At 59.7% G+C, this 22782-nt stretch carries 16 protein-coding genes; 10 read left to right on the plus strand and 6 right to left on the minus strand.

All coding sequences use genetic code 11. From position 1 onward, the window contains the following. Positions 1-26 precede the first annotated feature (26 nt). A complete protein-coding gene (locus tag DHV10_RS26220; RefSeq protein WP_239462061.1) occupies positions 27-2579 on the minus strand; it encodes a DUF3536 domain-containing protein in 2553 nt (850 codons plus the stop codon). 56 nt (positions 2580-2635) lie between these two features. Further along, positions 2636-3346, minus strand: coding sequence for a DNA-3-methyladenine glycosylase family protein (locus DHV10_RS26225; protein ID WP_109489389.1), 711 nt, complete (start codon positions 3344-3346; stop codon positions 2636-2638). Between the two features lie 187 nt (positions 3347-3533). Here DHV10_RS26225 and DHV10_RS26230 point away from each other — a divergent pair, with 187 nt between their 5' ends. The 4 genes from DHV10_RS26230 (at position 3534) to DHV10_RS26245 (ending at position 8354) form a co-directional block, all read left to right on the plus strand. Further along, complete coding sequence (locus DHV10_RS26230) at positions 3534-4841, plus strand: hypothetical protein (protein ID WP_109489390.1); 1308 nt, start codon at positions 3534-3536, stop codon at positions 4839-4841. 93 nt (positions 4842-4934) lie between these two features. Beyond that, the gene (locus DHV10_RS26235) at positions 4935-6380 is read left to right on the plus strand and encodes an aldehyde dehydrogenase family protein (protein WP_109489391.1); all 1446 of its coding nucleotides are present in this window, start codon (positions 4935-4937) and stop codon (positions 6378-6380) included. Between the two features lie 95 nt (positions 6381-6475). Further along, entirely contained in the window at positions 6476-7516 is a 1041-nt protein-coding gene (locus DHV10_RS26240; RefSeq protein ID WP_204101539.1) for a hypothetical protein, read from the plus strand. A 52-nt stretch (positions 7517-7568) separates the two neighbouring features. Then, the gene (locus DHV10_RS26245) at positions 7569-8354 is read left to right on the plus strand and encodes an SDR family oxidoreductase (RefSeq protein ID WP_109489393.1); all 786 of its coding nucleotides are present in this window, start codon (positions 7569-7571) and stop codon (positions 8352-8354) included. Positions 8355-8374: 20 nt separating this feature from the next. Here DHV10_RS26245 and DHV10_RS26250 read toward each other — a convergent pair whose 3' ends face one another. Both DHV10_RS26250 and DHV10_RS26255 read right to left on the minus strand, forming a co-directional pair. Beyond that, complete coding sequence (locus tag DHV10_RS26250; protein WP_162601922.1) at positions 8375-8668, minus strand: hypothetical protein; 294 nt, start codon at positions 8666-8668, stop codon at positions 8375-8377. Positions 8669-8890: 222 nt separating this feature from the next. Next, positions 8891-10024 carry a sensor histidine kinase gene (locus DHV10_RS26255; protein WP_109489395.1) on the minus strand — a complete coding sequence of 378 codons (1134 nt, stop codon included), beginning with the start codon at positions 10022-10024 and terminating at the stop codon, positions 8891-8893. A 355-nt stretch (positions 10025-10379) separates the two neighbouring features. Between DHV10_RS26255 and DHV10_RS26260 the strand changes: the two genes are divergently transcribed. From DHV10_RS26260 to DHV10_RS26275, 4 genes are all read left to right on the plus strand, one after another. After that, the gene (locus DHV10_RS26260) at positions 10380-10739 is read left to right on the plus strand and encodes a PadR family transcriptional regulator (RefSeq protein ID WP_109489396.1); all 360 of its coding nucleotides are present in this window, start codon (positions 10380-10382) and stop codon (positions 10737-10739) included. Continuing rightward, positions 10736-13426 (plus strand): ABC transporter permease, encoded by a 2691-nt coding sequence (locus tag DHV10_RS26265; protein ID WP_109489397.1) that lies wholly within the window; start codon positions 10736-10738, stop codon positions 13424-13426. The genes DHV10_RS26260 and DHV10_RS26265 overlap by 4 nt, the downstream gene beginning before the upstream one ends. A gap of 285 nt (positions 13427-13711) precedes the next feature. Further along, positions 13712-15640 carry an asparagine synthase (glutamine-hydrolyzing) gene (asnB, locus tag DHV10_RS26270; protein ID WP_109489398.1) on the plus strand — a complete coding sequence of 643 codons (1929 nt, stop codon included), beginning with the start codon at positions 13712-13714 and terminating at the stop codon, positions 15638-15640. A 245-nt stretch (positions 15641-15885) separates the two neighbouring features. Then, positions 15886-16674 (plus strand): 3-keto-disaccharide hydrolase, encoded by a 789-nt coding sequence (locus DHV10_RS26275; RefSeq protein WP_109489425.1) that lies wholly within the window; start codon positions 15886-15888, stop codon positions 16672-16674. A 360-nt stretch (positions 16675-17034) separates the two neighbouring features. Here the strand turns inward: DHV10_RS26275 and DHV10_RS26285 are convergent, their stop codons facing one another. Continuing rightward, positions 17035-17538 carry a hypothetical protein gene (locus tag DHV10_RS26285; RefSeq protein ID WP_162601923.1) on the minus strand — a complete coding sequence of 168 codons (504 nt, stop codon included), beginning with the start codon at positions 17536-17538 and terminating at the stop codon, positions 17035-17037. 425 nt (positions 17539-17963) lie between these two features. Here DHV10_RS26285 and DHV10_RS26290 point away from each other — a divergent pair, with 425 nt between their 5' ends. Next, positions 17964-18458 carry a hypothetical protein gene (locus DHV10_RS26290; RefSeq protein WP_204101540.1) on the plus strand — a complete coding sequence of 165 codons (495 nt, stop codon included), beginning with the start codon at positions 17964-17966 and terminating at the stop codon, positions 18456-18458. An 81-nt stretch (positions 18459-18539) separates the two neighbouring features. Here the strand turns inward: DHV10_RS26290 and bglX are convergent, their stop codons facing one another. Further along, the gene (gene bglX, locus DHV10_RS26295; RefSeq protein WP_109489401.1) at positions 18540-20843 is read right to left on the minus strand and encodes a beta-glucosidase BglX; all 2304 of its coding nucleotides are present in this window, start codon (positions 20841-20843) and stop codon (positions 18540-18542) included. A gap of 627 nt (positions 20844-21470) precedes the next feature. On the opposite strand from bglX, the gene DHV10_RS26300 reads away from it, so the two are divergent. Next, complete coding sequence (locus DHV10_RS26300; protein WP_109489402.1) at positions 21471-22778, plus strand: hypothetical protein; 1308 nt, start codon at positions 21471-21473, stop codon at positions 22776-22778. Positions 22779-22782: the final 4 nt, after the last annotated feature.

A 22782-nucleotide genomic window follows, 5' to 3' on the forward strand; every position in this document is an offset into this window, starting at 1 on the left:
CCTCGAGTCCCTAGTCCCTGCCTCTTTCAATCTCCCGTCACTTCCGCCAACTGATCCGGAGCCATCATCGCCGTTGTCTCAATCGACAAGCACTTACCCAGCTCATTGAATTCTTTGTCCCACTGCGGCCGGTCTTCCGCCGCCTGCGATGTAAGCGCATAGCTCGACGTCCGCAGAATCTCGTACCAGATGTTCTGCGCCTGCCACAGATTCAACTCGAACGGCAGTTCCGTAATGGTACGCGCAAGCGCAAGCGCGCGATCCAGCATCTCCAGCGACCCCGCCGACATCTGCAACTCAACCATTGCACGTTTCATGCGCTGGTCCGCGATATACGACAGTGTCGTCGTATCCAGCTTCACCTTGTCCGACTTCGCCAGCTGCAAAAACGACCGCAGCATTGCTTGGTCAACCGGCTCGCCCTCCAGCGCGCGCCTCAGCCCGGCATTGATCGCAAACTCCGCCGCCAGTGTAAGCGCCGGAGGCTTCGGCAGCCCCGCCTGCGAAAGGAAATGCAGCAGGCTCGCATGATCTTCGTAGATATTGGTCAGCGAGCTCTCGATATCCCACAGCGTCGAATTCAAAATCAACTGCACGATCCGCCGCTGCTCGTCGCTGAAAAGGGAAGTCAGCGAATAGTCCACGTGCCCGTAGTAGCGATCGATCAGCCGGATCACATCTGGAAAATCAGCCCGCACCACCTGCTCCGATGCCTGCTGAACAAATGCCTCAAACTGCGCGGCGTCCTCATCGACATAAGGCTTCACCGCCGCCGTAATGTTCTGATCCCCAAAGTGCAGCACCGCAAAACTGAAGCTCTGCGCTTTCCCGGTGATCACGCTCGAAATGTGCGCCCGCCCCAAAGCCAGTCTCCCGCGCCCCGACGTAAACACCTCGTACGAAATCCGCCGCACGCGATAGCAGAACAGCTCCGTCTCCTCCGCAAAGGATGAGAAAATGCTGCTGATCGCGTAGTGCGCTGCCACCTGCTCCAGCCCGAGTTGCAGCGGCAGCACCTTTTCCTTGTAGATACGCGCTCCATCGCCCGCGCACGCCACATTAGACTTCGCTTCCGCCAGCGTCGCCAGAAACTGCGGCTCCAGATCTGCCGCTTGCTCTCCAAACAACTCGCGCGCCAGCTGCAGCGCCCGCGCAGCATACGCGATCACCTGCACCGTTTCGATTCCCGAAATATCGTCGAAGAACCAACCGCAGCTCGTGTACATCAGTTGCGCATGCCGCTGCATCTCCATCAGCTGCATCGCCCGCACGCGCTCGGTCGCATTCAGCGGGTGTTTCTGATGCGCAGCAAGAAATCGTTCCGCAGCCTCATCGCTGCGGTCCAGAATCACTTCGATGTAAGCGTCCCGCGCCGCCCACACATCCCTGAACAGCTTCGGACCCTCTTCCTCGGTCAGCTCAGCGATCGAATCCCGCAGATCGTCCAACGCCTTCCGCAGCGGAGCACGCCACTTCTGGTTGAACCCCGGCTTGCCGCCATTACACCCGCAATCCGACCGCCACCGTTCAACTCCATGCGCGCAGCTCCATGAAGTATCCTCAACAACCTCGCACTCCCACTCCGGCGGGAACTGCTCAAGATAGCTCGCGTAATTCGTCAGCTTGACCGACTTGTCCTGCTCCAGCAGCTTCACCGCATATGCAAGCGCCATCTCGCCGTGCCGGTGATGATGCCCGTACGACTCGCCATCCGTCGCCACGCTCTCAAGCTGCGGCTGCGCACTGTCTTTGAATCCAGCCTTGAGCCGCGCCGCAAAAGTCTCCCCCGAATTCAGCAATCCTTCAAACGCAATCGCCCGCGACGTCGGCCCGTCATAAAAGAACACCGCAATCGAAACACCCGACTCGAACCGCATCACGTAGGGACGACTCGTATCGACTGAATTCGCGAGCGGCGTTGTCCATACTGGATCCGTATCCGTCGCATCCTGCTTCAACGGCCTCACTCTCTTGCACTGGCTCGGCGCAAGAATCGTGAACTTGATTCCATGCTGCGCCAGCAGCTCCAGCGTTTCCGAGTCAACTGCCGTCTCTGAAAGCCACATGCCCTCCGGCGCTGATCCGTAGTGGCTCTCGTAATCGGCAATGCCCCAGCGGATCTGCGTGACCTTGTCGCGCTGATTCGCCAGCGGCATAATGACGTGGTTGTACACCTGTGCGATCGCCGAGCTATGCCCGCCATTCAAACGCCGGCTGCGCCGCTCGCCATCTAGAATCATCCGGTACGTCCGCGGCGCGTTCTCCTTCAACCAGCTCATCAGCGTCGGGCCGAAGTTGAAGCTCATTCGCGAATAGTTGTTCACAATCCGAATGATCTGATTCTTGTTGTTCACCGTGCGCGCTGCGCCATTGGTCGCATAGCTCTCCGCGCACACGCGCTCGTTCCAGTCGTGGTAAGGCGCCGCCGAGTCCTGCGTCTCCACCGTCTCGAGCCACGGGTTCTCGCGCGGAGGCTGATAAAAGTGCCCGTGAATGCAGATGTATCGCTTCGTTCCTGCCATGTCTTCCGGAGTCAAATCGAGATGATCGTCTTCTTCATTGTAGGCTCCCGCATGCATCGCACGGCAAAGCCCCGCACCCTATGCAATGCAGACGAACTCGATTCAGAATGCGTCTATTTGTCTTTTTCGACAGCCCGGCCCGCCGGCTCCGTCCCCTTCGCCAGATCGCATGCCCGCCACAGATACCAGCTCGCCACAGATCGGAACGGCCTCCACTTCTGCGCGCGCCTGAACAGCACATCCGCCTTCGGCAGATCCGACGCTTCCAGCGGCCGATTCTTTGGCAGCCGCTGAAACGTCAGCGCAAACCCCTTCCGCACTCCGTAATCCGTAACCGGGAGCACATCCGGCCGCCCCAGCCGGAAGATCAGCAGCATCTCCACCGTCCACGGCCCAATCCCGCGCACCTCCGTCAGCCGCTCCACAATATCCGCATCCGGCATCTTCAAGATCGCCTTGTGGCTCGGCACCGTTCCATCAATCGTCTTCGCCGCCAGATCCCGCATTGCTTTGATCTTGTTCCCAGAGACACCGGCAGCTCTCAATGGCTCATCCGGTGTATCCAGCAATTGCTTCGGAGTCGGATCTCCATGAAAGTACTCCCGAACCCGCCGATGAATTGTCGCCGCTGCCTTCCCGTGCAGTTGCTGATACAAAATCGACTCCAGCAGCGATTCAAACGGTGACGGCGCAGCATCCAGCCTCAGCCTGAACTCGCCAACCCTGTCGATCAGCGCTCCCAGCTTCGCATCGCTTGCGCGCAGATGCCGCAGCGCCTCTGTAGCATCAAAGGGCAGCTTCCTCTGCTTACCGTTGTGGATCATAGAGGAGCAGTTTACTTCGGCAGGCCTCGATCAGGTGCGACGAAGTCTCGCAGCGAGTTCAGTCGGTTAGCCTCCGCGCCGTTCGTCTCCTCCACGTGCTAACCTCATCCCAGATTGCCGACATCCTGTTTGAGCTCATCCTTGTCGGCAAGTCCGTAGCTATTCACGACCGGGAGCTCGCCTTTTCGTGACTCCATCTGAACGCGATTCCGCGCCCGCCCGCCGCGCCCAGCAATCCTCGTTTTTCCCTCTGGTTCTCGGCGGAATCGCCGGAATCATCAACATGGCAACCGGGGTCATGCCGTTCGGCCAGGGCAATGAGACGTTCTCGCTCGCGCTCAACCTGGTTCATCACGGCGCCTTTGCAAATCCCCTCAACGTCCTGCCATCCGGCCCTTCCGCCGCCAGTCCGCCCATCTTCCCGGTTTTCCTCGCTCTCATTCTCAAGGTATTCGGCGATTCCAAGCTGGCTCTGCTGGTAGCAACTTGCGGTTCAATCTACGCGAATGCTCTCACCGCGGCTCTGCTGCCGCGTGTATCTCAACTCTTCTTTGACAATTGCTTTCCCGGAGTCTTTGCCGCGGTCCTCTGGCTTCTGTCTGCCCAGCTCATCCCTGTTTGGGACGTCAACTACACGACAGCCGCGGTCCTTGCCTTTTTTCTGTTCAGCGCCTCTGCATTCTCCAGGAGCAACGCTGCACTGCCTGCCTTCTGCACCGGTCTGTTTGCGGGTCTTTTGTTTCTTTTGAACCCGATGACCGTCCTCATCGGCGGGCCCTGGCTCGCTTATCTGTTCCTATGCCGGTCCCATTCCCTCAGACACGCCGCTCGATTCTGCTGTGTTGCTGCCGCAACAACCGCTCTGGTCGTCTTTCCATGGCTCCTGCGCAATCACAGCGAGCTGGGCGCCTTTGCCGTCCGCACCGGCCTCGGCCTTAACCTCTACATCTCCAATAATGATTGTTCCCAAACCGGCATGTACGAAAACATGCATAATGGCTGCGCCGCTCTCTACCAGCCGAATGTCAATGTGAATGAGGCAAAAGCTGTCCGCGATCTCGGCGAGGTCGGTTATGACCGCGCGCGTCTCGCCACCACCAAGGTTTGGATTCGCAACCACCCCGGCCGATTCGCTCAACTAACTTCTGCCCGCTTTCTCGCCTTCTGGTTTCCGCAGAAAGAAGATCACCCCGTGAAGGCGGTATTCATCTGGATCGCAACCGCCCTGTCTCTTCCGGGTCTCGCCCTCATGGCATATCGGCGTCTTCGGGTCACGCTATTCTTCATCACGGTGATGGCGATTTATCCGCTGCTCTACTACCTCGTCATTAGCGAGGTGCGTTTCCGCTATCCCATTCTCTGCCTCTCTGTGCTGCCCGCCGGATACCTCCTCTCGTCTCTGCTTGACCTGCGAAAACCGGATCTGAGGAAACTGGAACTGAAGAAATCAGTCCGAAATACTCCACCGCATACAAGTCCCACATCGGTCTCGTGAAGGCACAGCAGACGAGATCCTCCAGCAAAGACACCCCTTGTCATAGCCCGACGCGGCTAAAATTTCAGTAGGTAACATCAGGAGTTCTTTCCAATGAAAATGCGTCCCGGCTCGCAGACCGGCTTTCTTCTCTGCGGCAAAGAGTGGAGTGATGGCGAAGCGCTCGAAGTTCGCTCCCCCTGGGATCAGGGGCTGATCGGCAAAGTCACCATTGCGAAACGTGCCGATGCGCGCGAAGCCGTGAATCACGCCGTTGCCAGCCTCCGCCGGACTCGCGCACTGCCCCGTTGGAAACGACGCGAAATCCTTGAAGACATTGCCGCCTCGCTCATCACTCAAAAAGACCGCTTCGCAAACCTCATCGTCGCGGAGGCCGGCAAGCCCCTGCGCCTCGCGCGTACTGAAGTTGACCGCGCCGTTCTTACCTTCAAAACAGCCGCAGAAGAGGCGGCTCGCCTCGGTGGTGAAACCGTCCCCCTCGATCTCACCGAAGGCAACGAGAATCGCTGGGGACTCGTCCAGCGCTTTCCCGTTGGCCCTATCCTCGCCATCACTCCCTTCAACTTCCCCCTCAATCTTGTCGCGCACAAAGTAGCGCCCGCCATCGCGGCAGGCTGCCCCATCCTCGTCAAGCCCTCTCCGCAAACTCCATTCACCGCGCTCGCTCTCGGCGAAGTGATCCTTAAAGCCGGCTGGCCTGAAGAGGCCCTCGCCGTCCTGCCGCTCGAAAACACCGACACCGCATGGCTCGCCGAAAAAGAGGATCGCATCAAGCTCGTCAGTTTCACTGGCTCCGCAAAGGTAGGCTGGGATCTGAAAGCCCACTCCGGCCGCAAGCGCGTCCTGCTTGAGCTCGGCGGAAACGCCGCGCTCATCATCCACAGCGACTATCGCGATCTCGACGGCGCCGCTGAGTGGACCGCTCACGCTGCCTTCAGCCACGCAGGCCAGTCCTGCATCAGCGTCCAGCGCGTCTTCGTCGACAAGAGCATCTTCCAGACATTCCTGTGGAAGCTCGTCGAGGTCACTGGAAAGCTCGTCGCAGGTGACCCGTCCCACGAGGCCACCGACCTCGGCCCGTTGATCAGGCCTGGAGAAGCAGAGCGCATTGAGTCATGGATTAAGGAGGCCGTTGCTGCCGGAGCTCGCCTCATTGAAGGCGGAGAGCGAAAGGGAAACATGATCACCCCCGCGATTCTCACCGGCTCGAAAACCGGCATGAAGATTCGCGACGAGGAGGTGTTCGGCCCAGTTGTCGTAGTCGAGCCATACACCGACTTCGAAGAAGCCCTCGCTGAAGTGAATCACTCGCGCTTCGGCCTTCAGGCCGGACTTCTCACCCGCGACGCTGGTCGCATCCTCACCGCCTACCGTGAGCTCGAAGTCGGCGCCCTCATCGTCGGCGACACTCCCGCGTGGCGCCTCGATCCCATGCCCTACGGTGGTGTCAAAGACTCAGGCCTCGGCCGCGAAGGCATCCGCTCCGCCATCGAAGAAATGACTGAACCCCGCATGCTCGTGATGACAGGAATGAGCTGAGCCCGTCGAAAAACCATAGAACGGAATTTCTATGGCGGTCTTTGTCTGTGCGAATCTGCCCCATCGTGATCTGCTTCCTCGTATCAGCGCTTCCCTTGCACGCCGCAAGCACTGTCACGGTTGCGCAGCTTGAGCGATTCCTTACCTCCTCCCGCGCACACAAACGTTCTGACCAGGAGATAGCCGAAAAGCTTAGCAGAGTAGATCTCTCGGAAGAGCTGACTTCAACGAGCCTCGCCAGAATCGTTGCAGAATCATCGCCCGGCCCAGACACCGCGCAGCAACTCGAAATTCTTGCAGCCGCATCAACACTTCAGCCCCCGCCCGCCTCCGAACTCCCCGCCATCCCCACTCCAGATCAAACGACGCAGAACCGCATTCTCGCCATCGCGCGAGAAAACGCGCAACACTCTTTGCATATCCTCCCCGACCTGCTCGCCCTCCGTGAAACGCAAAGCTTCAACAATCTTCCACTCGGCGCAATCAAAAGACATCAGAGGCCCCGCATCGAAATGCGTTTCGCCGGTGAGACGCGCCGCGAGATTGCGGTTCGCAAGGGAAGAGAAGTCGGAACCGCTGCAACCGAACAAACGGCTTCGCTTCCCTCCGGCCTGTCGACGTGGGGTGAATTCGGGGCCATGCTCACCGTGATCTTCCGCGACAGCTCCGATGCGTCCATGCAGTGGAATCGCTGGCAGACAAGCGACTCCGGCACTCAGTTGGCCGTCTTCGCATATAAGGTCCCGCGCCTCGACTCCCACTACACCATCGATTTCTGCTGCTATCGCGAGTCTCAGGACGATCCCACCGATCATTCCTTCAGAGACCAGCCCGGCTACCACGGCGAAATCTTCATCGATCCAGCCACCGGCGAGATCGCCCGCATTACCCTCAATGCCGAGCTTAGCGACAGCGATCCTGTCAGCCGCTCCGCCATCGCAGTCCAATATGGACATGTGATGATTGGGGGACGGAGCTACCTCTGTCCCGTCGGCGGCGTTGCAGTCTCTGAGCTCTACAATCCCGACATGCAGAAGGACTACGGCATAGCAGTCGAGCGGCACGTGAACAAAGTCGCGTTCACTCATTATCATAAGTTCGGTTCCACAGCCCGCATTCTCACTGGCGTGAACTAACAAACCATCCGCTCGTTCCAGCTCGCCACCGCATTCGATAGGATCAGGAAACATGGACCTCGCACTCAAAGACAAACTCGTCGTCGTCACCGGCGGCGGAGCAGGCATCGGCGCTGGCATCTCACGCGCATGTCTCGACGAAGGCGCACGCGTAATCGTCCTCGGGCGCCCCTCCGAAAACGTTCAGGCCTTCATGGCAGAGATGCAGGCCGCCAAAGTATCCTGCCACTTCGTCGAAGCCCACCTTGAGGACCTCGACCGCTGCAGAACCGCCATTCAGGAAATCGAGCAACAGCACGGCGACATCTACGGCCTCGTCAACAACGCCGGCGTCAACGACGGCGCCGGCCTTGAGAAGGGAACTGTCGACCGCTTCGTCGAGAGCCTCCGGAAAAACCTGATCCACTACTACGCTCTCGCGCACTACGCGCTTCCTTCACTTAAGCGCACTCAGGGCGCCATCGTGAACATCAGCTCCAAGGTCGCCCTTACCGGCCAGGGCAATACCTCCGGTTACGCCGCCAGCAAAGGCGCGCAGCTTGCCCTCACGCGCGAATGGGCCGCGGAGCTTCTCAAATACAACATCCGCGTCAACGCTGTTCTCCCCGCCGAAGTCATGACTCCGCTCTACCGCCGGTGGCTCGACACGCTCGGCGACCCCGATGCGGAACTGAAACGAATCACCGACAAGATCCCCCTCGGCCATCGCATGACGCTCGCCTCTGAGATTGCGGCCTCCACCGTTTTTTTGCTCTCGCCCACGCAGTCGGCCCACACCACCGGCCAGCACATCATCGTCGACGGCGGATACGTGCATCTCGATCGCGCTCTGACCTAGACCGGACTACACAACAACGATCAGTGGAACCGGCGCCTCTGCATCATCGCTCCCATTGCTGCCGTCCGCAGTCGCAGTGCAGCCGTTCGAACTTCCTCCAGTCGCGCTGCGTCGCGCGAAACGGCATTGCGCTCCGCGTAATCGGCCATCTCCAGCAGCACACCGGAATCGCGGAATGCTGTCTCCGGACGACTCATCCAGATCGCGGCCAGTGCTTCAGCGCGCGCAGCAGGGGTTGAGCTCCACTGCACTCTGGCCTCCGCACTCAACCCCGCTACGATCATTTCCCAGGAGCGCGCGCTTCGCTGACGCATCTGGACAAACCACCGCACCAGCACCGCTGTGATCAGTAGAAGCAGAATGACTTGGAGTGGAAGGAGAATCGACGTGCTCTCTCGTCCCGGTCTTGTGGCGAGGAGGCGGACAAGATCTACCTCGCACCAACAGACTAGTGCTTCGAAAAAGCTTGGATCAATGGCACTTACGTGGCACCAGCTCGTGGCTGATGCTGTCTCGATTCAGGACAATAGCCGTCCTCAATGCGCAGCTGCCAGGTCGCCGAGCTCCGGTGCAATGCCCGCCCCCAAGCTCCCTGCTCGCGGCCACACAACCGTAAACCGGCTCCCCTTGCCCAGAGTCGACTCCACACTCACTGACCCTCCCCTGCGCGTCACCAGCTTCTTCACCGCCCAGAGCCCCATCCCGTTGCCTCGTTCGCCTTTCGTGCTCCTGCCAAACTTGAAAAGGTTATCGAACATCTCCGGCGCGATGCCCGTTCCCTGATCCTCCACCGTGACGCTCACCTCTTTCGCGCGCCCTTCAATGCGGATGATCACCTTCGAGCTCCTCCTCGTGCTCGCCTCGCACGCATTCCGCACAAGGTTCAGCAGCACCTGGCGAATCTCCACGGAGTACGCCGCAAGCTTGCAATCCCCAGTCGCTTCGATCAGTACTTCAATGCCGCGCTGCCGCAGCGTCGGTTCCAGCAGCGAACGAACCGATCGCGCCGAGGACTGCAGATCTGTCTCTTCAGGCTGCTCATCCTGCCGGAAAAACCCGAGCGTCGACCTCGCAATGGATCCGATCCTGCGAACCTCGTCCGCAGCATGTTCCGCCATCTGCTTCACATCCGCCGGAGCGTCAGGATTGTTCTGAATGAGGTACATGTAGTTCTGAATCGCCGTCAGCGGGTTATTGATCTCGTGCGTCACGATCGCCGACATCCGGTTCCATTCTTCCAGCTTGCGGGCATCCAGAAGATTCTGCTCAACCTGTGCCTTCTCGGTCTGCGCATTCGCAAGCCGATCGGCATAGTCGTTGATCCCAAATCCCAGCGCGGGCGCACGCCGGATGAACTGAAGGGCCACATACCCCGATAGCACTGCCGTGACGATGTTGGTCCACGCATCGACCCAGAAGATGGGATTCCAGGTAGTGATCACCTCCATCAGATGCGTCGAACCGCACGCCACAATAAACAGCGCGAACCCCACCAGAAAGAAAATCCAGTCGCGCACGATGACCCGCTTCGTCTTCCGGGCCAGATAAAACAGCGTGATGCAGATACTGAAATAGCTCAGAAAAGTGATGGCGTTCGTGACCGCCATCGTCCAGATAAGTTGCGGGTCCTGCCGCCAGCAGACAGCGTGCGGCATCAGGGATGAATACATGACTTGACCTGCCTATCCTGCACGGGCTGAAGTGTTGTCTTTCGGATGCGGTCGAGCTGCAAACAGAGATAGCTGCACACGTGAACCAGGCAGAAAGGGAATGAACTCAAAAGAGAAAAGGGAAGTACGAGGTTTATGCACGCTCGCGCGGCTGAAAGGTGGCCCGAGTCGTGCAAACCCCGCAACAGAATCCTTTTACCAACTTGCCGCCATCGCGTGCAATGTGAAATTGGTAACACCCGCGCTCATAGTTGGCTGATCGGTAACTACGCTGCCTGCATCATCACTTCGTCACAATTCCGGGGCATCCCCACAACAACGTGCCATACTTCTGTGGCTGTACCACAGGAGCCGGATGTCACCCGAGAAACTCGATCTCCTCCAAGGCACGCTCGACCTCATGGTTCTCCAGACCCTCCTGGTCATGGGCTCCATGCATGGATACGGAATCGCCCGCCGCATCGAGCAGGTCAGCGCCGACGAGGTGCTGTTGAACCAAGGCACCATCTATGCCTCGCTCGTTCGCCTCGAACAGCGCGGCTGGATCTCCTCGCACTGGGGCACCTCCGACAACAACCGCAAAGCCAAGTTCTACGCCATCACCGCCCCCGGCAAGCGACAGCTCGCCGCCGATGCTCGTTATTGGGAGCGCCTCAAGGACGTCATGGAACGCGTGCTCACCATGGACAAGTCCGCGGATGGAGCGGATGCATGAGCGAGACCCTGAGGCTCATCAAGCGCATCTGGGCCTTCCTGCGCCGCAAGCCCCTTGACGACGACCTCGAGGACGAGCTCGCAGCGCACCTGCAGTTCGCCATCGAAGACAACATCGCGCGCGGCATGTCCCCAACCGAAGCCCGCCGCATCGCGCTCATCAACATCGGCGGCATGGACCACGCTCGCTACCAGCACCGCCAAGCACGAGGCTTTATGACTCTCGACATCTTCAAGCAGGACCTCAAGTACACCTTGCGTACGCTCTGGCACGATCCCAGCTTCACCGTTGTCGCCGTCCTCATCCTCGCGCTCGCCATCGGCGCGAACATCGCCGTCTTCAGCGTCGTCAACACCCTCCTGCTTCGGCCGTTGCCGTTTCCCGCTGCCCATCAACTCGTCTGGATCGCTCCTCCGCCCACCAAGTGCGGCATGTCCTGCGCCACCTACTCCACCGACGCATATGACGAGTTCCGCGTTGCCAGCCGCTCCTATCAGGACGTTACCGGCTACTTCGCCTTCTCCGGTGCAGACAACCTCAGCCTCAATCTCGGTGGCGCTCCCCTCCCAGCCACAGGCATCGACGTCATCCAGAACTTCTTCCAAGTCCTTGGCGTTCAGGCGCAGATGGGCCGCGTCTTCACGCCAGACGACGCGCGCAACGGAGCAGCACCCGTCATCCTCCTCTCCAACGCGTGGTGGAAACGCCAGTTCAACGCCGACCCCAGCATCATCGGCAAGGCCTTCGACATAAACGGAAGGCAGACCACCGTCATCGGCGTGCTCCCGGCGTCCTTTGACTTCGGCGCAGTCTTCGCGCCCGGAACCAAGGTCGACGCCATCACCCCACTCAACCTCTACGGCCCGCCCCGCGACTGGGGCAACATCATCACCCTCATCGGCCGCATGAAGCCCGGCGTCACGCTAGACCAGGCGGTCGACGAAGCAGCCCGCGTCGCCCCCCGCATGTGCTGGAACAACAAGCATCCCGAAACCTGCGGCGAATACAAAGGTTCCGTGGTCCCCGTTCCGCTCAAGGACTACATCGGCGGAAAACTTCGCCGTTCGCTCATTGTCCTCTGGAGCGCCGTCGGAGCAATCCTCCTCATCGCCTGCGTCAACCTCTCCAACCTCCTGCTCGCCCGCGCCGCCGCTCGCGCCAAGGAGTTCGCCATGCGTGGTGCACTCGGCGCCAGCCGCGCGCGCATCGTTCGCCAGCTCCTCACAGAAAGTCTCGTGCTGTCCGGCATGGGCGCCATCTTCGGCTTTATGCTCGCAGCGGTCCTTGTCGAATGGCTCGCGCATCAGGGCGCAATCGCCCTACCTCTCCTCAGCACTCTGCATATGGACGGCGCTGCCCTTGGCTGGACCGTGTTGATCTCGTTTTTCTCCGCCACAATCTTCGGCATTGTTCCCGGACTGCGCATGGCCGGCGGCAACGTCTATGAATCCCTCAAAGACGCGGGCCCTGGAGCTTCCGCGAGCCGCAAACACGAGCGCATCCGCTCCGTGCTCGTCGTCTCTGAAGTCGCTCTCGCCTGCATGCTGCTCGTCGGAGCCGGCCTGCTCCTCCGCAGTTTTATGAACGTCCTTAAAGTCGATCTCGGCTTCGAGCCCGACCACGCCGCCGCAATCAAAGTTCCTTACGACGACAGTGTCCCCAATGACAAAGATGGCGCCCTCGGCGCACAAAAACGCGGAGTCCTCTTTCAGCAGATCCTCAACCGCATCGCCGCACTCCCCGGCGTCGAGGCCGCCGGATTCACCGACTATCTACCTCTCGGGCAAAACCGCTCCTGGGGCCTTCCTTATCCCAAGGGCCTGAAGCCACCTCAGGGCATCGATGGCCCGCTCGTCTATGTCATCAGCCCCGGATATATGCACGCCATGGGCACACCCATCCGTGGCCGCGACTTCTCCTGGTCCGACGGCCCCAAAAGCGAGCAGGTCGTCATGATCAACAGAAGCTACGCCCAATACCTCTCCAACCTCGGCGCGTGGCCTGACAAGGACGCCCTCAACAAGCCGCTCGGAAACGGCGGCGGCGCAGACCTCCATGTAGTCGGCATCGTTGACGACGTGCACGAAGAAAATGTCGACGGCGACCCAGGTTGGCAGATCTACTACCCGGCAACTCAGGCCAACCCAAGCTCCGGCGAACTCGTCGTGCGCACTCGCATGAATCCCGCCTCTCTCGCTGGTTCTGTCCTCGCTACCCTGCGCGAGATCAACCCGAAACAGCCCGCAAACGAATTCAGGCCCATCCGCCTGCTCGTTAATCACGCAGTCTCAGGCCGTCAGTTCTTCATGCTCCTCGTCGTCTCCTTCGCCGCGCTCGGACTGCTCCTCGCTGCGCTCGGAATCTACGGCGTCATCTCGTACTCAGTCACGCGTCAGACGCAGGAGATCGGCATCCGCATGGCGCTGGGCGCATCGGCCGGCCACGTGCGTGGGCGAATCCTCACCAGCACTCTGCGCCTCGCCATCATTGGTGTCGGCATCGGCATCGGCGCATCCGTCGCTGGCGCAAAGCTGATCGCCGCCCTCCTCTTTGGAACCTCGCCATGGGACGTAATCACCTACGCGGCCATGGCGCTCCTGCTCCTCCTCATCGCTGCATTCTCCGGATACATCCCTGCATTCCGCGCATCCCGCATCAACCCCACAGTAGCCCTGCGCACTAACTAACGTCACCCGTTCGGACCGCGGTGGCACTTAACGAAACGTCACACTCAGCCGGCAAACACACCCGCTAACTCGCTAACTCCACTTCGCTCGCGAAGCGGCGCTAATTTGCTGCTTTTGTCCGCCCAAAAACACCTCCTCGATTACCTCAAGGTCTTACGAGATAGCCCGTCTCAAAAAGCCATTGCGCACGTCCTCAGCTCCCGCGTATGCTTCTCCCGCTACCCGCCTTCCCCGCTGAGCCATCTCGGATAGTCCGATCCTTGCCAATCTTCAGGAGCACGCTAGATGTGCGGAATCGTTGCCCTTTACTCACGCCGCGAGCCAGTCTCCCCGGCAATCCTCGAAGGCGCGACCAAACGCCTCTACCACCGCGGCCCCGATGGCCAGCGCCAGTGGATCAGTCGTGACGGTCGCGTCGGCCTCGGCCATGCGCGCCTCAGCATCATCGACCTCGCAACCGGCGACCAGCCCATTTCTAGCGAAGACCATCGAACGCACATCGTTGCCAACGGCGAATTCTACGGATACGAAGCGATCCAGCGCGATCTGGAATCGCGTGGCCATCATCTACGCACGCGGTCTGACAGCGAAGTCGCGCTTCATCTTTACGAAGACTACGGCGTGCACTGCCTTCACTATCTGCGCGGCGAATTCGGCTTCGTCATCTGGGATGAAAAGCAGCAGTCTCTCTTCGCCGCTCGCGACCGCTTCGGCATCAAGCCCCTCTTCTATTCCTGGCACAATGACAAGCTCTACATTGCCTCTGAAGTGAAGGCCCTCTTCACCGCCGGCGTCCCCGCGCGGTGGGACCCCGAGAGTGTCTACAACTCCTTCAGCTTCGGCGGACATCAGATGCGCACGCTCTACGATGGCGTCTTCCTCGTTCCGCCGGGCCACTATCTTCTCGTCACCGATAAGCACTTCCAGATCACCCGCTATTGGGACTTCAACTATCCCGTCGCAGGCTCCACAACCCAGAACAGATCCGACGCCGACTACATCGCCGAGTTTCGCCACGAATTCGAAGAGGCCGTTCGCATCCGTCTCCGCGCTGACGTTCCCGTGGGCGTCTATCTCAGCGGAGGACTCGATTCCTGCTCAGTCCTCGGCCTCGCCGCGCGCCACCATCCCGAACCCATTCGCGCCTTCACCCTCACCTTCGACGATGCGGCCTACGACGAAGGCCCCATCGCGCGTGAGATGGCCACCTTGGCCGAGGCGAACTTCTATGCAATCCCCATCAATCAGAACACCCTCGCCGAAAACTTCGCCGATGCGATCCTGCAATCTGAAATGCTTTGCGTCAACGCTCACGGCGTTGCCAAATTCCTCCTGAGCAAAGCCGTTCGCGATGCCGGCTACAAGGTCGTACTCACCGGCGAAGGATCCGACGAGATCCTTGGCGGCTATGCCCACTTCCGTCGCGACATGCTCCTCTACAACCGCGAAGGACAGGACCCTGCCGAGATCGAGCAGTTGCTTCAGTGGCTGAACGAAAACAACACCGTCTCCCGCGGCCTTCTCCTTCCTGACGGCGACACCGGAAACCTGGAAGCAGTCCGCCGGATCCTCGGCTACGTGCCCTCATGGTGCGAGACGTTCTCGGGGCGCGCAGTCAAATCGCAATCACTGCTCGCGGATGATTTCAGTTGCCGCTTCAAGCACCGCGAGTCCTATCTCCAACTCCTGTCCGACATCGACATCCCGGGCCAGTTGAAAGGCCGCGACGCATTGAACCAGTCGCTCTACCTCTGGGGAAAATCCGTCCTCGCCAACTACATCCTCACCATGCTCGGCGATCGCATGGAGATGGCCCACTCCATCGAAGGCCGCGTGCCCTTTCTCGATCACCGCGTCGTCGAGTGCATCTGCCGCCAGCCCGTCAATATGAAGATTCGCGGCCTCACCGAGAAATACGTCCTCCGCGAAGCCGTGCGCGACGTCATCACCGACACCGTCTACAAGCGCCAGAAGCACCCTTTCCTCAGCCCGCCCGCCACACTCAATCCCGACCAGACCTTCAACATCTTCGTGCAGGATATGTTGCGCGGCAAGACCATGGCCTCCATCTCCTATTTCAATCAGAAAGAGATCGTGCAGATGCTCGACCGCATCCACACCATGGACCCCGGCGCGCGCACCGCCTACGACCAGATCCTCATGCCCCTCGTCAGCATGTGCGTCATCCACGAAGGCTTCAGCATGGAATGCTAAAGAGTGCTTCGAAGGATACTTCGAAAGGGACAGCCTCACAGCATGCTGAGGGATGCGCAAGCAGTGCTGTTTTGAAAGGGCACAACTTTAGTTGTGCCGCCAAGTGCCCCGAGATGAGATGACGGCTTTAGCCGCTGCGGTATGGGTTTCGGGTGGTAAGCGAAGAATCCGCTTTTGTTTTCCTCTTCGTCGGAACGATCGCGAAATCCGCGATCAATAATTCCGCAGTGTATACTTCCGTCGTTATGCTGACACCACTTCCAAAGCTTCTCTTTGCCGCATCTCTTCTCCTTGTGATCACTCCCACCTATGCGCAAACCGCGCAGCCCAAAACAAAACCAGAAGACACCGAAATCTGGAAACCCGAACCGAAAGTCGTCACTCCCGCAGCCGAGTGCAACGGCGCCCCCTCCGACGCCCTCGTTCTCTTCGACGGAAAGAGCATCGACCAGTGGGTCGACGTGAAGGATCATCAACCCGCCACCTGGGACGTCCACGACGGCGTCATGACCGTGAACAAAAAGGGCGGCAACATCGAGACCAAGCGCAGCTTCAAGAACTACCAGCTGCACGTTGAATACAAGATCCCCGCCAGCATCACCGGCACCGGCCAGGGCCGCGGCAACAGCGGCATCTTCCTCGCCTCCACCGGCCCGGGCGACGACGGCTACGAACTCCAGGTCCTCGACGGCTACAACAACCCCACCTACGTCAACGGCATGGTCGGCAGCCTCTACAAGCAGGCCATCCCCCTCGCCAACGCCAGCCGCAAGCCCGGCGAGTGGCAGGCCTACGACATCGTCTGGACCGCGCCCACCTTCAACGACGACGGCACCGTAAAGACGCCGGCCTACGCCACTGTCTTCTTGAACGGCGTCCTCGTCGAGAATCACTTCGAACTGAAGGGTCAGACGCTCTACATCGGCAAGCCCTTCTACAAGAAGTACGACTCGGCGCCCATCAAGCTCCAGGCCCACGGCGACAAGAGCGAACCCATGAGCTTCCGCAACATCTGGGTCCGCGACCTGCCCTGATCCTGTGTCATTTTGAAAGGGTGCAACTGGCAGCTTACTGAAAAGCTCCGAAACGGCGTCGTTCTGAACGAGCACAACTTCGGTCGCACAGATCATCGCCGAAGCAAGAAGCGTCAGAGCGAAACTTCAATCGCAACAGATCATCGCCGAAGCAAGAAGCGTCAGAGCAAAACTTCAATCGCAACAGATCATCGCCGAAGCAAGAAGCGTCGGAGCGAAACTTCAAGCGCAACAGATCAGCGCCGAAGCAAGAAGCGTCAGGGCACGACTTTAGTCGTGCCGCATCAGCCATAGAGCTGCGCCGGGCTTTAGCCCCTGAGGGAACCTCGAAAACTTCTCAGGCCTCGGCCCTTCAGAGGTCTACCGCTGCACCGTCGCCATCGCCTGCGTCTTCGCCATCCGCACTGCATTCCGCAGAGCGGTGACGAATTCGCGGGCGGCAACCTGATCCGTAAACGTCAGGCCAAACGCCTCAACCTGGTCCTGAAACTGCCCGTAGTCGCGCGCGCTATGCGGCCCCGGACTCAGGTGCTCCAGCTTTTCGCGATCGTAGACCAGCGCCGGAAATTTCTTCCCCGGCATCCCTACCACCACAATCATCGTGGCATCGCCCTGATCTCCGGGCTTGTATGCCTGCGGAGCTTCAGGATCAGTAAACACACGGTCCTCGCTCACGATGTTTTCATCCACAGCCGTCAGCGGAACCGTGATCGACGCCAGCGGAAAGGCATACCGGTACCAGGTCGTCTTTCCGTCCTCTTGCCTCGGCAGAGCGCAGATCGGGGCCGGCATATTCGGCTCGATCACTAGCGTCTGCCCATCGAGCACCACGATGCTGCCCGAGGCGGTATAGGCGGTCTTCATCTCAGCCATCCGGGATGGGATGTCCTGAGCACCGCAGTGAGCTGTCGACACTGCAACCAGACAACCAAGCAAGAAGCAATTCAAGGTCTTCATCGATTGAACCTGCGCTTAGGGATTGAGCCTGTGTTTTTCTCAATCCTGATCCTCTTTCGCCGCAAGTCAATGCGCCCTGCCACCTCCGTTGCATTACCAACAGCACAGGCCAAAGGTCGATTCGGGAAGATGTGCTTTCGTGTACCGCACCGATATCCAACTGAGAACATTCGGCCTTCCTCAACCTGCCCAACGTGAACTCTCCACAGGGCAACCTTTGTATCCCGGTCTCATCTCAACCTGCTGACGCCCTTTCTTGGGATCAGAACGTCATCTAGATCCGTACATTCGAATCGGCCCAGGCGAGCGGGTGATAAAGCAGGAGGGAGTATATGGCAGAAATTAGACGAGACGAAAACTTCAGCACCTCAGGACTTTCAACGGCAGCCCTCGCGCATGCCGACGAACCGGCACAACAGGAAGAGTTCACAGACGAGCGTTCGGCACAGCGCGTCGATGGCCGCCCCGACAGCTACAGTAAGAACAACTACGACCGCGCCGACACAACCGCAACCCGCGCCAACACAACCGCCACGAACACAACTGAAACCGACGAGCGCACCGCGCTCTTCTCGCCCGACGAGACCGGTACACTACGCAGCCAGTGGGATGCCATCCAGGTTGGCTTCGTCGATGAGCCCCGCCAGGCCGTCGAAAAGGCCGACGCACTCGTCGCCGGTGCCATGAAGCGCCTCGCTGAAGTCTTCGCCGCTGAGCGCGAACGCCTCGAAAAACAGTGGGACCGCGGCGACAGCGTCTCCACCGAAGAACTGCGTCTCGCGCTCCGCCGTTACCGCGCCTTCTTCGGACGCCTGCTCTCCGTCTAAACGCATCAAGTAGACACCGCATAGCAATGCAAAGGGCCAGGAAAACTCTCCTGGCCCTTCGTTTTGCCTCCGTCATCCCGCCTATTCCGTCACCGTCAGCTCCGCGTGCAGCTTCGCCGTCGAGTCCTCACCCGCCCAGAGGTCAAACGTGCTCGGCTCCACAACCCACGTTTTCGTCTGCGGATCCCAGAACTGCAGCTCATCCTTGCCCAGCGTAAACGTGAGCGTCTGTTTCTCTCCCGGCTTCAGCGCTACCCGCTTGAATCCCTCAAGCTGCCGAACCGGCCGCGAAGCCGAACCATACCGCTGGTGAATGTACACCTGCCCCACCGCATCCCCCGCCACGCTGCCGGTATTTGTCACATCCACCTGCACCTCGGTCGCTTCGCCCGTCTTCATGCTCGCTTTGCTCAGCCTCAGATTGTCGAACTTGAAGGAGGTGTAGCTCAACCCATACCCGAACGGATACAGCGGCTTGCTCGCCACATCCCAGTAGCGCGAAGTGAAGTTCGGCCGATCCTCCGGCTCGTGTGTCAGATTGTGGTTGTAGTAGAGCGGCTCTTCTCCTGCTGAGTGCGCCCAGCTCACCGGCAGTTTCCCGCCCGGGTTCACCGCGCCGAACAACACGTCGGCGACCGCGTTGCCACCCTCTGTTCCGGGGAACCAGCTCTCGAGAATCGCCGGCACATGTTCCGCTGCCCAGTTGATGTCCACCGGCCTTCCATTTTCAAGCACCAGCACAACCGGCTTCCCAGATGCCACTGCCGCCTCCAGCATCTCCTGCTGAATCCCCGGCAATTTCATCGACGCTCGCGATGCAGCCTCGCTGCTCATCGAAGCCATCTCGCCCATCACCGCAATCACCACATCCGCGTCGGCCGCCGCGCTCTTGGTCTTCGCAATCCATTCAGATGTTTCTTGCGCGGTCGGCGGCGTCACAGCCTTCGAACCCGAGAATTGATCCACCATCCCCAGAAACACCTTCCCCGGGGTCGGTCCCGGCACAACCGAAATCTGCGCATTCGGCAGTGCATTCTTCAGCCCCGCCAGCACCGTCACCGGGTGGCTCTTGCCTCCGCCGCCAAATAAGCCCTCCACCGTCCAGCCGCCCTCAATGTCATGCGTCGAGTCGGCCAGCGGCCCAATCACCGCAATCTTCTTCAAATCCTTTTTCAGCGGCAGCGTCTGGTTCTCATTCCTCAGCAAAACCATCGACCGCGAAGCGATCTTCCTCTCAAGTTCTCTTCCTTCTTGCCGATTGAGAGTGGACTCAACCTTTGCCTCGTCGACATACGGCTTCTCGAAAAGCCCCAGCTTGTACTTCGCTTCCAGAATCGGCAGCACCATCGCGTCCAGCTGCGTCTCCTTGATCTTCCCCTCGCTCACCAGCTTTGCGATGTTCTTCACATACGTCCCACTGGCCATGTCCATGTTCAGCCCGGCCGTGACGCCCTTCAGCGCCGCATCCTCCGCATCCTTCGCGAACCCATGCACCTGCAGGCTCGCTACCGCGAAAGCATCCGACACTACGAAACCCTTGTAGCCCCACTGATCCCGCAGAACGTTCGTCAGCAGCCAGTGATTCCCCGAAGCCGGAACATCGTTCAGATCCATATACGCGCTCATAAAGCTTCCCGCGCCCGCCGCCGCCGCCGCATGGAACGGCTTCAGGTACACGTTCTGCATCAGCTCTTCCGGCACATACGACGAGTCGTAATCGCGCCCGCCCTCCGCCGCTCCGTACCCGGCGAAATGCTTCACGCACACCAGAACGCTATCCGGCCCAACATTCTCTCCCTGAAATCCGCGAACCTGCGCGCGCGCCATCGCCGCTCCCAAATACGGATCCTCTCCAGCGCCCTCCACGATCCGCCCCCATCGCGCATCGCGCGCGATGTCCACCATCGGCGTAAAGGTCCACAGAATTCCCGCCGCTCGCGCATCCTGCCCCGCATAGCGCTGCGCCGCCTCCTCCACCGACGGGTCCCACGAAGATGCCATCCCCAGGGGAACAGGGAACGCTGTCCGGTACCCGTGAATCACATCGAACGCAAACAGAATTGGAATATGCAGTCGCGACTTCTCCACCGCGATATGCTGCAGGCGGTTGATCTCCTTCACGTCGATCAGCCACAGCACTGACCCTACCCCGCCCTTGGCGATCAGATCATCCGGCTTAGCACCGCCCAGGCCCGGAATCATCATCCCAGCCGCCTGGTTCATCTGCCCGATCTTCTCGTCGAGGTTCATCTGCTTCAGCAGTGCCTCGGCTTTCCGATGCGCCTCATCCGCGTTCATACCTGAGGACTGCGCCGGAACATGAGTTGTAAAAGCAAGCAAACAGCCGAGCAGCAAGAGCGAAGTCACCAGCCGAAAATTTCGCATGGACAAATCGGTCCCTCCCCGAGGACTCAAAAGCATATTCGATTGAGATGAGGTCATGCTGGCCGCTCGTGCTCAAACCCTGAGTCCGCCGCAAAAAATGTTTGATGGTCACAGCTTCTTCTTGTGCGCAACTCGGAACGCATCTCGCAAAAAAAGCGCCCCCCGATTAGTCCCGCCTGGATATGTCCAGGTCTGGTAATCGGAGGGGCGAGGAGCCGCAATCACAAGAAAACGCGCCGTGGGTGCGACACACTTTCGGCACATCTCCTGGACCGCTTTCAAATGTATGCGGAACAGAAGATCGCTAAAAGGTTTATTCGGGTACCAGTAGATTGATTTTGCGGTTAAGCGCCTCACAATCATGGGCTTAATCTACTCTGGACAAGACCGATGTCGGGACGTATCATACGCAGTGCAGGGAATCCAGAAATCTATACGCTGCGTTATCCACATGGGGCTTGTCGCGCTCTACTGCTCTGGGACACGCACCGGATCTCCGATCTGCATGTGAATCTTTTTGGTCAGCGCGATGAGTTTTTGATGCGTTGCTCGATCAGCTCGGGCTGCGCAATTCGATCGCACCGACCTTGCCCATTTTAGGGCTGAGAGCCGTTTCGAGGAGCTGTAATGCCACTGGCGCCGAAATCCATGCCCGACGTGGAACAGCCTTCCCTCGTCTCTAATCCTGCCGCGGTCCGCGAACAACTGCACAGGCTTCTCGCTCACCCTCTCTTCGCCAACAGCAAGCGATATCCCGCTCTCCTCGCATACACAGTCGAGCAGACACTCCTCGGAAATGGCGGAGACCTGAAAGAGCGAAGCATCGGCATCGAGGTCTTCGGGCGCACTCCCACCTACGACGCCAACGCAGATCCAGTCGTTCGCATCACGGCCGGCGAAGTCCGCAAGCGCCTCGGCCTCTACTACTACGACTCCGCCCACGCTGGCGAACTCATCATTGAGTTACCGGTCGGCTCCTATGTGCCGGTCTTCCGGCTACCCGAAGGCTCCGCCGAACCGCCGCACGATGCAATCGAGCCGCCCTCTCTCTCGATACCCTCCCTTCCAACAGAGCCGATCGCTTCATCTGCGGCCACCGAGATCGCTCCCGCTCCGAAACCATCTCGCCTGCGCTGGCCTCTCCTCGCCCTGCTGACGGTCGCAGGCTGTGTCATCGGCGTTCTCATCGGGATGCGCATTCAGCCCGCTGCTCCCGCGGAGCAGCCCACCAACATCGATCGCTTCTGGGAACCCTTCATCTCCAGCCCCGGCATCACGACCTTCTGCCTGGGAGAACCGGCCAAGAACATCGACATGGACTCGATCCAATCCTTCGAGGCTCCTGTCACAACTCAGCCGCAGCCGCAGCAGCTTTATGTCCGTCTGCATATGGCCGGCCTCTTCGCGCTTGCGGACGTCACCACGCTCACTCGAACCGCTGCTGCGCTGCAAGCCCGTCATAAGGCCTTCCGCGTAGTGCCGGCCTCTGAAGCCACGTTCGCGCAACTGCGCGAAGGCCCCATCGTCCTCATCGGCGCCTTCGACAACATCTGGACTCTGCGCGTTACCCAGAAGCTGCGCTTCGGTTTTGAATCGAAAAATGGCGATGCCCTACTCGTCGACCGCAAAAGTGGAGACAAGACCACGTGGGCAACTGCCTGGGATCTCCCCTATCAGAAGTTGTCGAAGGATTACGCCATCGTAGCGCGCATTCACGACAACACCACGGGCCAGCCGGTGATCATCGCCGCGGGAATATCGGAAGAAGGCACTGAAGCCGCAGGTGAGATCCTCTACAACCCGGTCTACCTCAACTCCCTGCTTGCGAAGGCGCCCGCCAACTGGGAAAAGATGAACATGGAAGCAGTGATCGAAACCCAGGTGATCGAAGGCCACTCTGGCCCACCTAACATACTCGCCGTCGAAACCTGGTAGCAAC

Source organism: Occallatibacter savannae, from assembly GCF_003131205.1.
Classification (GTDB): domain Bacteria; phylum Acidobacteriota; class Terriglobia; order Terriglobales; family Acidobacteriaceae; genus Telmatobacter; species Telmatobacter savannae.

What these genes read in the sequence shown, in the direction of transcription:
- DHV10_RS26220 (WP_239462061.1), bottom strand. Translation starts at nt 2,579, where the DNA reads ATGCATGCGGGAGCCTACAATGAAGAAGACGATCATCTCGATTTGACT.
- DHV10_RS26225 (WP_109489389.1), bottom strand. Translation starts at nt 3,346, where the DNA reads ATGATCCACAACGGTAAGCAGAGGAAGCTGCCCTTTGATGCTACAGAG.
- DHV10_RS26235 (WP_109489391.1), top strand. Translation starts at nt 4,935, where the DNA reads ATGAAAATGCGTCCCGGCTCGCAGACCGGCTTTCTTCTCTGCGGCAAA.
- DHV10_RS26245 (WP_109489393.1), top strand. Translation starts at nt 7,569, where the DNA reads ATGGACCTCGCACTCAAAGACAAACTCGTCGTCGTCACCGGCGGCGGA.
- DHV10_RS26250 (WP_162601922.1), bottom strand. Translation starts at nt 8,668, where the DNA reads ATGCGTCAGCGAAGCGCGCGCTCCTGGGAAATGATCGTAGCGGGGTTG.
- DHV10_RS26255 (WP_109489395.1), bottom strand. Translation starts at nt 10,024, where the DNA reads ATGTATTCATCCCTGATGCCGCACGCTGTCTGCTGGCGGCAGGACCCG.
- DHV10_RS26260 (WP_109489396.1), top strand. Translation starts at nt 10,380, where the DNA reads ATGTCACCCGAGAAACTCGATCTCCTCCAAGGCACGCTCGACCTCATG.
- DHV10_RS26265 (WP_109489397.1), top strand. Translation starts at nt 10,736, where the DNA reads ATGAGCGAGACCCTGAGGCTCATCAAGCGCATCTGGGCCTTCCTGCGC.
- asnB (WP_109489398.1), top strand. Translation starts at nt 13,712, where the DNA reads ATGTGCGGAATCGTTGCCCTTTACTCACGCCGCGAGCCAGTCTCCCCG.
- DHV10_RS26275 (WP_109489425.1), top strand. Translation starts at nt 15,886, where the DNA reads ATGCTGACACCACTTCCAAAGCTTCTCTTTGCCGCATCTCTTCTCCTT.
- DHV10_RS26285 (WP_162601923.1), bottom strand. Translation starts at nt 17,538, where the DNA reads ATGAAGACCGCCTATACCGCCTCGGGCAGCATCGTGGTGCTCGATGGG.
- DHV10_RS26290 (WP_204101540.1), top strand. Translation starts at nt 17,964, where the DNA reads ATGGCAGAAATTAGACGAGACGAAAACTTCAGCACCTCAGGACTTTCA.
- bglX (WP_109489401.1), bottom strand. Translation starts at nt 20,843, where the DNA reads ATGCGAAATTTTCGGCTGGTGACTTCGCTCTTGCTGCTCGGCTGTTTG.
- DHV10_RS26300 (WP_109489402.1), top strand. Translation starts at nt 21,471, where the DNA reads ATGCCACTGGCGCCGAAATCCATGCCCGACGTGGAACAGCCTTCCCTC.